Annotated in this window: 10 protein-coding genes; 8 read left to right on the top strand and 2 right to left on the bottom strand. The window is 52.8% G+C overall.

The features are described from left to right. Positions 1–514: 514 nt before the first annotated feature. Positions 515–1597, bottom strand: a complete 1083-nt coding sequence (locus tag IE065_RS07690; RefSeq protein WP_200163134.1) for a glycoside hydrolase family 5 protein — start codon at positions 1595–1597, stop codon at positions 515–517. A 249-nt stretch (positions 1598–1846) separates the two neighbouring features. Here IE065_RS07690 and IE065_RS07685 point away from each other — a divergent pair, with 249 nt between their 5' ends. From IE065_RS07685 to aat, 8 genes are all read left to right on the top strand, one after another. Next, positions 1847–2215, top strand: a complete 369-nt coding sequence (locus tag IE065_RS07685; RefSeq protein WP_189513563.1) for a tetratricopeptide repeat protein — start codon at positions 1847–1849, stop codon at positions 2213–2215. 33 nt (positions 2216–2248) lie between these two features. After that, a complete protein-coding gene (locus IE065_RS07680) occupies positions 2249–3232 on the top strand; it encodes a type II secretion system F family protein (protein ID WP_189513561.1) in 984 nt (327 codons plus the stop codon). A gap of 37 nt (positions 3233–3269) precedes the next feature. Beyond that, positions 3270–4052, top strand: a complete 783-nt coding sequence (locus tag IE065_RS07675) for a hypothetical protein (protein ID WP_189513559.1) — start codon at positions 3270–3272, stop codon at positions 4050–4052. A gap of 53 nt (positions 4053–4105) precedes the next feature. Next, complete coding sequence (locus tag IE065_RS07670) at positions 4106–4375, top strand: TA system antitoxin ParD family protein (RefSeq protein ID WP_189513557.1); 270 nt, start codon at positions 4106–4108, stop codon at positions 4373–4375. A gap of 4 nt (positions 4376–4379) precedes the next feature. Beyond that, complete coding sequence (locus tag IE065_RS07665; RefSeq protein WP_189513555.1) at positions 4380–4940, top strand: ATPase; 561 nt, start codon at positions 4380–4382, stop codon at positions 4938–4940. Between the two features lie 251 nt (positions 4941–5191). Further along, on the top strand, positions 5192–9859 hold the full coding sequence (gene gltB / locus IE065_RS07660) for a glutamate synthase large subunit (RefSeq protein ID WP_189513553.1): 4668 nt from the start codon (positions 5192–5194) through the stop codon (positions 9857–9859). 72 nt (positions 9860–9931) lie between these two features. Then, a complete protein-coding gene (locus tag IE065_RS07655) occupies positions 9932–11422 on the top strand; it encodes a glutamate synthase subunit beta (protein WP_189513551.1) in 1491 nt (496 codons plus the stop codon). Positions 11423–11554: 132 nt separating this feature from the next. Continuing rightward, positions 11555–12280 carry a leucyl/phenylalanyl-tRNA--protein transferase gene (gene aat / locus IE065_RS07650; protein ID WP_189513549.1) on the top strand — a complete coding sequence of 242 codons (726 nt, stop codon included), beginning with the start codon at positions 11555–11557 and terminating at the stop codon, positions 12278–12280. A 59-nt stretch (positions 12281–12339) separates the two neighbouring features. On the opposite strand, the gene IE065_RS07645 is transcribed toward aat, so the two are convergent. After that, positions 12340–13188, bottom strand: coding sequence for a prephenate dehydrogenase (locus IE065_RS07645; RefSeq protein ID WP_189513547.1), 849 nt, complete (start codon positions 13186–13188; stop codon positions 12340–12342). Positions 13189–13298: the final 110 nt, after the last annotated feature.

Below are 13298 nucleotides of genomic sequence, written 5' to 3'. Positions count from 1 at the left end.
CGTACAAAATTGGATTGGCTTGAGCGACGACTCCAAGGCCAAGAATTGATAGGGTCGAAATGAGTGAAACGCGGTTATTCATAATCAATTAGGGTAGGTGTTTTGTTGGGGGCGAATTTGAAATCAGTGCAATATGGCCAATTCAGTAATAGGCCATCTACTATTCAAGATAAACGAATCTTCCGTGAAGATAGGCTAAAAAATAGCTATGTTTCTTGCACAAATTTGATTCAGCATTGAACCACCTTGTTCGTACACCACCTTGAACAATCACAAGCACGGCTGTGATTATCTCTGAACCCAAAATGCGGTTTCTCAGAGGGAGGCAATTAGCATGCGAACACTACGCTAACTCTGTTTAAAGGGAGCACGTTATCATCTTGGTTTACCATCACATTCTGAAACAACGTTTATCCGTTGAGGATGGAAAAAGGCAAAGACTTTAAAACCTCGATGACAGCCATGAGCGGGTTGCATTTTTGGCTTTAACTACCCCGCCCGAATTAGCAATGAATCAGCGCAAACTCTGGTTTTCAAACTGTTCACCAGCGAGCGCTCTTTTAGCCATGTCTCCCCAGAATAGGGTAGGGTTATATTGCCAGTCAGATAGCATAACTGGCGTGGCCCAAGTGTGAAATGACCATCCGGTCCAGTTTAATCGATGTTGTTGAATAATGCCCAGCATGTCGGGAACCCAAGTGTACGGATCTTCCTGATCCTCACTGGGGATGAAATTCATTTTTTTAATGTCTGCCCCAACCTCGCCCACGAAAATCGGGTATTTGCTGGCAGCATCCAAAAATGCCTTTTGCCACCCGCGTTTCCAGTTGTAGACATGCGTGGAATACATGATGCCGTTGCCACTGGGGTCCACGAGTGCATAGCCGTTTAGGACTCCAGAAAGGTCATAAGCCCATTGCAGACCACCAGCGATGATGATGTTGCGGGCACCCGTTTCACGAATGGCTTCGACAAGCTTTTGCATGCCTGGCGATTCAAAGCCACGATTGGACTGCTTCGTTTCCTCATCCAGAAAGCCAGCTTCATCGATTGCTTTATTATCATTGGGGACAAAGCCGCCATCCCGCCAGACAGACCAACTTATCTCATGGGGCTCGTTAATGATGTCGAAAAGCACCGCAGGATGATTCCGATATAGGGTTGCTAGCTCCTGCCAGAACGGGATCTGCTCGGACTTTACTGCCCGGTAGCGATGATGGTCGAGGACGATGTAAGCACCTCGGTTCGCAGCCGCATTCACAGCTGAGTCTATAATGGCGCGATAGGCTAAGCCTCCATCTGTTTGCCCTTTGCCCCGTCCATACCAAAACTCGTCCTTGATGGCGAGGCGCACGACATTGGCATTCCATAGCTCAATGGCTACTATCACTGAGTTAACCGCGCCATGGCCTTTGGGGACAATTTCGAGGCCAGGAATAGCCACGCCTTGGAGCCATACTTCATCCCCATTCGTATCGACCAAGCGATTTCCTGAGACTTTGATCTCAGCGGGCCAAGCATTTTCGTTGGGTGCTTCGGCCGCTGGATCCTTAGGATAGTTACGGTCAATGGAGTCGGCTTGAAGGTGTGTGTTCATTAGCATGCCTGTTATTATTAAGCTGCAAGTTGCGAATTTGGTGAGGGCAGGGGGGAATTGAATCATTATATCGAATTGCGTGTTTAGGACAATCGAATGTCCGAATTGCGGGAAATTCCAATCAGTCATTTACGCAATTAATTGCGCGGCCCTTAGCTGAAATCACCGGCTTTGATGCTCTGCTGGCAGAAGTGTTAAAGGCCGCGTTCCTTCATTGCGCTTTCGTAGAAAATACCTTCTGCTTCTGCCATGGCCGAACAAGCAAACACGCCCGAGACCGACGTCACCGATTTGGTGGAGGAAGCAACCTTTGACTACACAATGGGGGACAATGACGCCGCGCTGGCCAAACTTCGCCAGGCCGTTGAGACCAATCCCAACTCTTTCGCTGGTTGGCACGCATTGACCGAAGTGCATTTTTCGCTGGGGCATTTCCGCGAAGCGCTCGACGCAGCGGAGCACGCTTACCGAATCGACTCTGGCGATATCCATATCAACACCTCTCTGTCGCGCATTCACATGGAGCTGGGTGACAAGCCCACCGCTGAGCACTTTGGGGCGCAGGCCCGCATGCTCGGTTGGAAGCAGCAGTTGCAGGAGCCGGATGACGAAAACTAGTTTCGTCGTTTAGCACCAAAGCACAATCTGCCGATGTCACTCTCTCATAAAAAGCTCGCTTCGTGGTATTTGCAGTTGGCCCAAAGCTTGGAAAGCGGGCTGGCGCTGCCTGCCGCACTGGAGACCTGTCAAGGCGCTCCCGCAGTTGGGCGCACCTTGATGGCCGACAACCTCGTTGCAGGCTTGGGGGTCGACGAAATGTTGAAGCGTGCCCCGAGTTGGCTACCGAAGAAGGACACGTATTTCTGGTCTGCTGCGGCCCAAAGTGGACGACTCCCTCAAACGCTGCGCACGTTGGCTGACCAGCACAGCCGCCTGGGTGCCGCCAAGATGAAGCTGATCTTTGGTGCGCTGTATCCGGTGGGCATGTTGACTTTTGCGGGGTTCATCATGCCAGTCATGTGGCAAATCGATTTCGAAGTCGGTATCAGTAACGTCAGTGACGTGATCAACGCAAAATACTTCATGGACGTCGCAATCTTTCAGGTCCCGCTCTGGGGCACGATCATCATGTTGTTTGTTCTGGCCAAGCTCGACAGCCCGCTGCTGCCGATGCTCGCCAAGTGTCTGCCAGGGTTTCGCGGGCACAGCATTAAGCAGTCGCTGGCAGATTTTTCCTATGCTCTGGGTGCATTTCTGGAGGCAGGCACGCCCATCGCCAAAGCTTGGGCGGGCGCAGGACTCGTGGCAAATTCGCCTCCGCTCAAACGAGCCGGTAACGCCATGCGTGTGCTCATCGACGATGGTGCCACGCCCTCCGAGCACTTGGCCAAGTTTAAGTGCTTTCCGGCAGACTTTCGTGCTCTCTACACGACGGGCGAGCGAACCGGCCAACTGGAAAAAAATCTCGTCGTCCTTGGTCGTCAGTTCCAAAGCAGCGCCAACAACGCCATGACCTTCGCCAGCATCCTCTACCCCGTGCTTATGTTTGGGGCTGTGGCCATTGTGATCGTCATTACAATAATCCGCTTCTACGCCAGCTATCTGGATGGCGTCATGGGCATCATGGACAAGTGACGCGATGCATTGGATCAAGAAAATCGTCTATACACTATTGGTCATTGGCGCGATTTGCGGCACTTACTATTTGGGTTATTATAAAGGCAATGGCCGCGTCAAAAGTGCCCCAGTTAGGCAGCAGCAAGTGGACGACAAGCAGCCGCTCGTAGCCGAACCCTCGGATGCGCTTAAAAAAGCCCAGTTGGAAATTACCATTTTGAAGTCTTCGCTCGAGCGAGAACGAGCGTTAAACCAACAGCTAGAAGAGGATTTAGCGCAGTTACTCAAAAAGAAGAGCGCCTATGAATGGGTGCAGGAGCAATTGAAATCCGGAAATCTCAGTAAACTACAGCGTTTACCAATAAACGGTGACGATTTTCAGGCTAATTCGATGTTAGTTGATTTTCTCGGGCTTGACGATCGAGAGAGTAGGGCTCTGGCAGCCAATAGCGCTCATTTCCTGAAAGAAGTTAAAGAATGGGAAGCCGCCCATGCCAATTACGTCGAAGATTTTGAGGGCGGCGTTCGCTACGAGGTGCCTCAGCCCCCCGCCAAACTCACTGAAGACTTTTTACAAGCGGCACGCGGAATTCTCAATGAGGATGACTTTGCAGTCTACGAGCAAATGTCCCAGAATGCCCTTACTCAGCTGAATTCCTCACGCGCCATGGAAGCAGTTTTCGTTAACAATCAAGGAACCGAAATGTTCAGTATCAGGATGCTGTATGAGGAGGAAGGCGAGTATCGCTTCCAACATTCAACCTCCACTGCGGCGACCGGTTATGAAAATTCAACCTTCGTCCAGCGGTGGGACCATTTATTGGATTTTTCTGAATAGAGCCGTTGGAAGGCACTCTTGACAGCTGTGGCAAATTGCCACACATTGAAAACATGAGTCACTCCGTTCGACTTAGCGACGAACTCGTCAACAAAGCCAAGGAACAGTCCAAAAAGTTCCACCGCTCCGCTGCACAGCAAATCGAGCACTGGGCCGCGTTGGGGCAAATGATGGAGCCGGTGCTGTCGTTCGACGTCCGAGCAAAAGCAGAGGCGCTCACGCGGGAGAATTTTGAGCGAACGTTGTCCGAGGTGGAAACGCCAGAAGGCCGTACGAAGGCCCAAGCGGTCATCCACCGAACGTCTGAAAAATCGTTACACTAGAGGCATGAAGTCAATGATTGTGATGCTTTCCGGGCCCAACGGTGCTGGAAAGAGCACGTTTTACGAAGCCTACTTGAGTGGGTATGACGCGCCCTTCCTCAACGCAGATGTCCTGGCAAGCGTGTCCGGTTTAGATGCCTATACCGCTGCTAGGCAAGTGGCCGCATTACGGGATGACTACTTGGGTCGCAAAGAATCATTCATCACAGAAACGGTTTTTTCTGACCCTGTTGGCGATAAAGTGAATTTCCTTAAACGCGCGGTGGAGGCAAGTTATGACGTACGACTGATCTATATTGGCATCGAATCGAGCAACATGTCAGTCCAGCGTGTCGCGACCCGCGTGAAAGCAGGCGGCCACGATGTGCCCGTCGATAAATTACTGGCCCGTTATGACCGCACGCTAGCCAATTTGGAACGGGCAATCCAGATCTTGCCATGGGTAAATATATACGACAACGGGTCGATGAAATCGCCTTATCGCCTCTTGGCGAAGTTTCGGGACGGGCAATTGGCTTTCCGTTGCGATGGGGAAATCCCGACTTGGGCGCGACGCTTCCTATAATCCTGTGATCAGCCACTCTCTCGCACGCCAAAAAGCGAGACTGATTCTCATTCATAAAAAGTTTTTGCAATTTGCTCAGAGAGGGCCAAATTTCTATCTTCCCTATATGGGAATTTCTGAACAGTAGCGATTTTCAGCGGTTGACCGACGGTCGTCCGTCGGGCTTCGTTACACCGCTCCTACTACACTGGGCACACGCCCTGCTATACCTTTAGCTAAATCTTATATTATCAACCAAGTTAAGCACATCTATGTCTGACGCGTCAAAGACTCCGCTAGGCTGGCCCGAACCACAGGGCCTTTGGAACCCGCAGCAGGAAAAAGATTCCTGTGGCGTAGGCTTTATTGCCCATCTAAAGGGCAAACGCTCGCACGACATCATCCAGAAAACGCTCACGATGAACACCCATATGGATCATCGTGGTGCCAGTGGTGCGGAGCCTGATTCAGGCGACGGCGCGGGCATTTTCATCCAAATGCCGGATAAGTTCCTGCGTAAGCAGATGGAGAAAAAGGGCGTAGAGCTCCCTCCGGAAGGCCAATATGGCGCGGGCATTGTTTTCATGTCCCCACATCCGAGTGAGCGTGACTCGGCGATGGAAGTTTTTGAGCACGTCGTAAGCGAAGAGGGCCAGAAATTCCTCGGCTGGCGCACGGTGCCCGTCAAAAGCGAAATTTTGGGCAAGATTTCCGGCAGTTATGAGCCCTGCATGAAGCAGATCTTCATCGGCCGGGACCCCGCCATCACCGACGACTTGGCTTGGGAGCGGAAGCTTTACATTATACGCCGCCGCGCGGTTAACGCGATCCGCAACAACGAGGTCAACGAGGCCAAATACGACGTTCACGGCAACAAAAAGTCGTCCTTTCCAGGCAGCGAATACCTCTATGTGTGTAGCCTCTCCGGTCGCACGATGGTCTACAAGGGTATGCTGACTCCTTGTCAGCTCTCCGAATATTTCCCAGATTTACACGATCCAGACTTCGAGTCTGCGCTGGCGCTCATGCACACGCGCTTCTCGACGAACACCTTCCCGAGCTGGCCACGCGCCCACCCGAACCGCTTTATCGCCCACAACGGCGAAATCAACACGGTCATGGGCAACGTCAACTGGATGAAAGCTCGTCAACAGCTTTGCAAGACCAAGAATTTTCCAGACATACAGAAGATCTTCCCTGTCATTAATGAAGACGGATCGGACTCTGCGCGATTTGATAACGTGTTGGAATTCATGCATTTAGGCGGGTATGATCTGACTCATGCCATGATGATGATGATCCCAGAGCCTTGGGAACGTCATGAGACTATGAGTCCCGCCAAGAAAGCGTTTTATGAGTTCCATGCCTGCATGATGGAGCCGTGGGATGGCCCTGCCTCGATCACTTTCTCCGATGGCACCATGATTGGTGCGTCGCTGGACCGCAATGGCCTGCGCCCGAGCCGTTATTATGTCACCACCGACGACTTGGTTATCATGGCCTCGGAAGTCGGCGTCATTCCAGACCTTGATCCGCTGACAGTCATTAAGAAAGGCCGCTTGCAGCCTGGTCGCATGTTCGTTGTGAACATGAAGGAAGGGCGCATCGTGCCGGACGAAGAAGTCAAAGAGCGCGTTTACAACGCCAAGCCTTATGAGAAGTGGCTGGCTGAAAATCGTATTCAGATTGACGAGTTGCCTGAACCCAAAGCGCCCAAGAGCGCAGTGACGGATGGCATCCTGACTCGCCAGCACGCATTTGGTTACACCTATGAAGACTTGCGCTTCATCCTTGGACCAACTGCGACTAACGGCGTGCAGCCAATCGGCTCGATGGGCAATGATACGCCCTTGGCAGTGCTTTCGAACCAGACAAAGCACCTGTATTCTTACTTTAAGCAGATCTTCGCTCAGGTCACCAACCCTGCGCTGGACTGTATCCGCGAAGAATTGGTCACCGCAACGGATACCTTTATCGGTTCCGAAGGCAATCTCTTGCAGCCCGGACCCAATTCTTGCCGCATGATTCGCCTAGCCAGTCCACTGATCGACAACGATGAGTTGGCCAAACTGCGTGAAATCGATGCCGAAGGATTCAAATCCACTACCTTGGACGCTCTCTTCCCAGCTGACAGCACGGGTGCTGGCCTAGACAAGGCCATGGCAGCACTCTGTAAGGCAGCCGATCTCGCGATCAAGGAAGGCAACAATGTGCTCATCATTTCTGATCGCGCTGTGAGCAAGGAAATGGCCGCCATTCCTACGCTAATGGCGATGGGCGGCCTGCATCATCATCTCGTGCGCAAGGGCACACGTACCCGTGCCTCGATTGTTTTGGAAACCGGCGAAGCACGTGAAGTGCATCATTTCGCTGTGCTCTTGGGTTACGGCGCAGACGCGATTAACCCATACATGGCGTTTGAATCGCTTCATAAGATGATCCAGGACGAGATGCTCGAGATGGATCTGGATAAGGCGATTTACAACTACCTGAAGGGCTCCATCAAGGGCGTGGTCAAGACCATGGCCAAGATGGGGATCTCCACTGTGGCCTCTTATCGCGGCGCTCAAATCTTCGAGGCGATCGGACTGACCTCTGAGGTTGTCAGCAAGTATTTCTGCGGCACCGCGACCCGTATTGAGGGTTCTGGCATCGAGGAAATCGCCGAAGAAACTCTCCGTCGCCACCGCAAAGCCTATCCAGACCGTCACATTCAAGAGGACGAAATCGCTCTGGACCCAGGTGGCGTCTACCAATGGCGTAAAGATGGTGAATACCACCTCTTCAATCCGAAGACCATTCACCTGCTGCAAAAGGCAGTCCGCACTAGTAATTTTGCGACCTTCAAGGAATACTCGAATTTGGTCAACGACCAGAGCGAGAATATCGCCACGCTACGTGGCCTGATGAAGTTCAAGGAAGAGCGTAAGCCTGTGCCACTCGATGAAGTCGAGCCGATCGAAGGGATCATGAAGCGCTTCAAGACGGGTGCCATGTCCTACGGATCGATTTCCAAGGAAGCACACGAGACGCTGGCCATCGCAATGAACCGTATTGGTGGTAAATCAAACACGGGCGAAGGTGGCGAAGATCCAGAACGTTTCATTACGATGGAGAATGGCGACAGCAAGCGCTCCGCCATTAAACAAGTCGCATCGGGCCGTTTCGGCGTCACTAGCGAATACTTGGTCAACGCCGACGAGCTTCAGATCAAGATTTCGCAAGGTGCTAAGCCGGGCGAGGGTGGGGAATTACCGGGCTCCAAGGTCTATCCATGGGTCGCCAAGGTGCGTCACTCAACTCCGGGTGTGGGACTCGTATCCCCCCCCCCCCACCACGATATTTATTCGATTGAGGACCTCGCGGAACTCGTTCACGACCTGAAAAACGCCAACGTCCACGCTCGCGTCAATGTGAAGCTGGTGGCGGAAGTTGGTGTCGGCACAATCGCCTCAGGCGTCGCCAAGGGCCATGCGGACGTCATCCTGATTGCTGGCCACGACGGCGGCACAGGTGCTTCACCGACCTCGTCGATCTACAACGCTGGCGCTCCGTGGGAACTTGGTCTGGCCGAAACAAATCAGATTCTTCTGCTCAACGACCTGCGCAGCCGCGTGGTATTGGAGACAGATGGCCAGCTCAAAACTGGTCGTGACGTCGCAGTTGCCGTTTTGCTTGGTGCCGAAGAATACGGCTTCGCGACGGCACCGCTCGTTTCCGTGGGTTGCCTGATGATGCGGGTCTGCCAAAAGAACACTTGCCCGGTTGGCGTCGCCACCCAAGATCCACGCTTGCGTGACAAGTTCACGGGCAAGCCCGAGCATGTTGTCAATTTCATGACGTTTATCGCCATGGAACTGCGCGAGATCATGGCGCAACTCGGTTTCCGCACCATCAATGAGATGGTTGGTCACGTTGAGTGCCTCGATACCGCTAAGGCAGTCAACCACTGGAAGGCTAAGGGGGTTGATTTAACCAGCATCTTCCACAAGCCTGACGTCGATGAAAACGTTGGTGCCTACTGTCAAAAAGCGCAGGATCACGGCTTGGACGTTGCATTGGACAACACCCACTTGCTCACACTCTGTAAACCGGCTCTCGACAAGGGCGATAAGGTCAAGTTGACCCTGCCGATCGTTAACATCAATCGCGTCGTAGGCACGATTACCGGTAGTGAACTGACACGTCGTCATGGCGCTAAAGGTCTGCCAGATGATACGATCCATCTGCACTTCCAAGGCAGTGCTGGTCAATCTCTCGGTGCCTTTACGCCCAAGGGTATGACTTTCGAGCTGGAAGGTGACGCGAATGATTACTTAGGCAAAGGCATGTCGGGATCGAAGATCATCGTCTATCCGCCTAAGGGCTCACTGTTCAAGGCAGAGGAAAATATTATTATCGGTAACGTCGCATTCTACGGTGCAACTGAGGGCCATGCTTACATTTCTGGTATCGCTGGAGAACGTTTCTGCGTCCGTAACTCTGGTGTTAAAACCGTGGTGGAAGGTCTCGGCGATCACGGCTGCGAATATATGACAGGCGGGCAAGTGATTGTCCTCGGTCTGACTGGCCGTAATTTTGCAGCGGGTATGTCTGGTGGCAGTGCCTATGTCTACGATATCGACGGTGACTTCCGCAGCCGTCTGAACGCCGACATGGTCAATGTTTACGAACTGATTGAATGCACCGATGAGGAAATCTCTGAAGTCCAGACACAGATCGAAAAGCATGTAGAATACACTGGCTCGACCCGTGGTAAGGAAATACTCGATGGCTGGAGTGATCTACGTTCCAAGTTCGTTAAGGTCATGCCTCGCGACTATGAGCGCATGCTAAATTGCTTTAAGAAGGTGGAGGAACAAGGACTCACCGGCGACGAAGCAGCCATGGCCGCATTCACTGAAAATCTCAACGACCTCGCTCGCGTCGGCGGCAACTAAATTCAAAATGCAAAACCAGCTGAATGCTGTTTCTTTTTGCATTTTCCATTTTGAATTCTGAATAAATAAATCATGGGTAAACCAACCGGATTCCTGGAAGTCGAACGCAAGACCGTTACGGAAATTGCCCCGAAGGAACGCATCAAGAACTGGAAAGAGTTCAAACTGCATCCTGAGGACAAGCACCTCCGCGAACAAGGCTCGCGCTGCATGGACTGCGGCACGCCCTTCTGCCACACTGGCCATTTGGTGTCCGGTATGGCGAGCGGCTGTCCAGTTAACAACCTGATCCCTGAGTGGAATGACCTCGTCTATCGTGGTCGCTGGAAGGAAGCGTTGGAGCGATTACACAAGACCAATAATTTCCCGGAATTCACGGGTCGTGTTTGCCCAGCTCCGTGTGAAGGCTCCTGCGTGCTCGGCGTCATCGAGCCACCAGTCACCATTAAGAATATCGAGTGCGCCATCATCGATACCGGCTGGGAAAAAGGCTGGCTCACTCCTCGTCCTCCCGAAACGCGTACGGGTAAGAAAGTCGCTATAATTGGCTCGGGTCCAGCTGGCCTTTCCGCTGCAGACCAGCTTAACCAAGCGGGGCACGAAGTCACTGTTTATGAACGTGCAGACCGCATTGGCGGCTTGCTCATGTATGGTATTCCTAACATGAAGTTGGACAAGGAACAAGTCGTCCAGCGTCGCGTAGACCTCCTCGAAGCTGAAGGCGTTACTTTCGTTACGAATACCGAAATCGGCAAAGACATCTCGGCGACCGATCTCAAGGATCAGTTCGACGCGACTATCTTCTGCACGGGAGCCACCAAGCCACGTGATTTGCCGATCGCGGGACGCGAGTTCAAGGGAGTTCACTTTGCAATGGATTTCCTAACTGGGAATACCAAGCACCAACTTGACCACCAATTTGACGGCAGCTTACCTGAGATTAACGCCAAGGACAAAGACGTCGTTGTCATCGGTGGTGGTGACACCGGTACGGACTGCGTAGGCACTTCCATTCGTCACGGATGCAAGAGCGTTACTCAGTTAGAAATTATGCCTCGTCCTCCAGAAGAACGCGAAGCAAGCAACCCTTGGCCAGAATGGCCAAAAATTTATCGTCTCGACTACGGTCAGGAAGAAGCAGCCGCGCTTCAGGGCGATGACCCGCGGGTTTATCTCGTTATGACCGAACGCTTCATTGAAGACGGTAACGGTAATCTGACTGGTTTGGAAATTGTTAACATCGAATGGGTGAAGGATGAAGCAGGGCGCTTTTCTCCGAAAAAACTTGAAGACACCCGCCGCGTGCTACCGGCACAGTTAGCAACACTGGCTATGGGCTTTTTAGGGCCGGAACAAACGGTCATTGAGCAGCTTGGGATGGAAACTGACCCGCGCTCGAACATGAAGGCAGAGCACGGCACGTTTAATACCAACGTCGAAGGCGTTTTTGCTGCTGGCGACTGTCGCCGTGGACAAAGTCTCGTGGTATGGGCGATCAATGAAGGCCGCGCAGCTGCTCGCGAAGTTGATCGCTACCTCATGGGCGTGACCACCTTACCCTAAGCTGGCGATTCAGGTTCTTTAATCAAGCGGCGCTGCATTTTTGCAGCGCCGTTTTCTTTTGAAGGGGGGGGCATCTTAATGAATAAGCAGTCGAGACTGGATTATTGGGATTGAAGGTGTAAATTGGTACTGATGTCGAAAACGCCGCCGAGATCATTGTTTCCGGATCCGCGCACTGCCCCGGAGGACGCTCCCTTGGCGATGGGGGGGAGGCTTAGCGCGCCCATTTTGGAGCAAGCTTATCGATGCGGTATTTTCCCTTGGTATTCACCCGGTCAGCCTATCCTCTGGTGGAGCCCGGACCCGCGTTTTGTCCTACGACCCGACGAGGTGACCATACCCCGTAGTTTGGCTAAAGAAGCACGTAAGGAGCATTGGCGGGTAACTTTTGACGAAGCTTTTGGTGATGTCATTCGTGCTTGTGCTGCGCAACAGCGACCGGGGCAGGAGGGCACTTGGATAACGGCGGACATGATCGCAGGCTACGAGGCACTGCACGCTGCTGGAATCGCGCACAGTGCGGAATGCTGGCGTGATGGTATGCTAGCCGGTGGCTGCTACGGGGTGGCGATTGGATCAATGTTCGCTGGAGAATCGATGTTTTATCGTCGGCCTGATGCATCCAAGGTCGCCTTTGCCAAGTTGGCAGAGCGCCTGGGTGAACGCGGGTATGCATTTATTGACTGCCAGCAGCCTACTGAGCATTTGGCCCGTTTTGGGGCGAAGAAATGGCACCGGAGCCGATTCCTTGATGCACTTGCCGAAGCGGTTGAGCAACCAGATTGCTGGTGGGGCAGGGGGGGACTTGCCAAGGGGGGGCTAATCTGCGAAGTAAAGCGCGGGATCGAATTTCTTTAACCGCAGATGAATAATGGATGATCGTTGGATTGCAAATAGCTAATAGTCAATTGATTGCGCTATTTTATTCGCAAATGATCGCGATAGTCTTTGGCGTGTTCAAGGAAATTTAGCACTTCAAAAAACTGATCATTGTGGAGGGCGCTACGAAGGCGTTGAAGCTCGCGCTCAAAGCCGTCCAGTGAGCGGATGATTTCTTCTTTGTTATGGCTGGCAATGGCTTTCCACATGGCCGGATCACCTGAGGCGACGCGCGTGGTGTCACGCAGCCCCCCCCCCCCGTAGTTTCGCCAGTTCTCATCTTTTGTAGCAAGGTAGCTACACAGGGTGGAGGCTAGCAAATGAGGCAGGTGACTAATGTGGGCCACTATTTCATCGTGTTTTTCGGGTGAAGTCGTGGCGACTTCCATACCTAGCTCGCGCCAGAAGCGAATGATACATTCGACGGCTTCGGTAGGTGTGTCAGTTAGCGGAGTCACGAAGCAAGCTCTGCCGGGGAAGAGATCAGCAGAGGCGTGTTTGAGGCCGGATTTTTCCGAGCCTGTCATTGGATGGGAGCCAACGAAGGTCCAATCTCCCCCCAAGCTTCGGGCGTCACGACAGATTAGGCTTTTGGTGCTGCCAACGTCTGTTACGAGTGCATTTGGTGCGAGACGAGGGGCAATGTCGCGCAGGAGCGGGGCAATGTATTCGACGGGAGGACAGAGCACGACCAGATCGGATTCAGCCACGGCATCACCGGGGGTGCTGTAAGCCGCGTCGCACCAAGGTTCAGCTTCACATTCCATCCGCGTTTCTGGGCGTCGCGCCCAGACGACGCTACGCTCCGCCAAGCCGCGATTTTTAATCGCCATTAGCAGTGAAGCTCCGAGTAGCCCAGGCGCTAGTATTGTCGCTTGTTGAAACATGCTGTTCGAGCATCTGTCGTATAAGAATGAAGGCGAGCCAGAATTGCCGGTCAAAAAAGGGAATTTTGCTGGCCAATACCATACATCTGCCCCAAATAAGAGGGTTTCCC

This window comes from Cerasicoccus arenae (genome assembly GCF_014651635.1).
GTDB classification, from domain to species: Bacteria; Verrucomicrobiota; Verrucomicrobiia; order Opitutales; family Cerasicoccaceae; genus Cerasicoccus; species Cerasicoccus arenae.
Note: the sequence above shows the minus strand (reverse complement) of the source record. Positions and strands in the feature narration are given on the sequence as shown.

Bases quoted from the DNA above. Each gene is read 5' to 3' on its own strand.
- IE065_RS07665 (WP_189513555.1), top strand. From the start codon at position 4,380: ATGAAGTCAATGATTGTGATGCTTTCCGGGCCCAACGGTGCTGGAAAG.
- gltB (WP_189513553.1), top strand. From the start codon at position 5,192: ATGTCTGACGCGTCAAAGACTCCGCTAGGCTGGCCCGAACCACAGGGC.
- IE065_RS07670 (WP_189513557.1), top strand. From the start codon at position 4,106: ATGAGTCACTCCGTTCGACTTAGCGACGAACTCGTCAACAAAGCCAAG.
- IE065_RS07685 (WP_189513563.1), top strand. From the start codon at position 1,847: ATGGCCGAACAAGCAAACACGCCCGAGACCGACGTCACCGATTTGGTG.
- aat (WP_189513549.1), top strand. From the start codon at position 11,555: ATGTCGAAAACGCCGCCGAGATCATTGTTTCCGGATCCGCGCACTGCC.
- IE065_RS07690 (WP_200163134.1), bottom strand. From the start codon at position 1,597: ATGAACACACACCTTCAAGCCGACTCCATTGACCGTAACTATCCTAAG.
- IE065_RS07645 (WP_189513547.1), bottom strand. From the start codon at position 13,188: ATGTTTCAACAAGCGACAATACTAGCGCCTGGGCTACTCGGAGCTTCA.
- IE065_RS07680 (WP_189513561.1), top strand. From the start codon at position 2,249: ATGTCACTCTCTCATAAAAAGCTCGCTTCGTGGTATTTGCAGTTGGCC.
- IE065_RS07655 (WP_189513551.1), top strand. From the start codon at position 9,932: ATGGGTAAACCAACCGGATTCCTGGAAGTCGAACGCAAGACCGTTACG.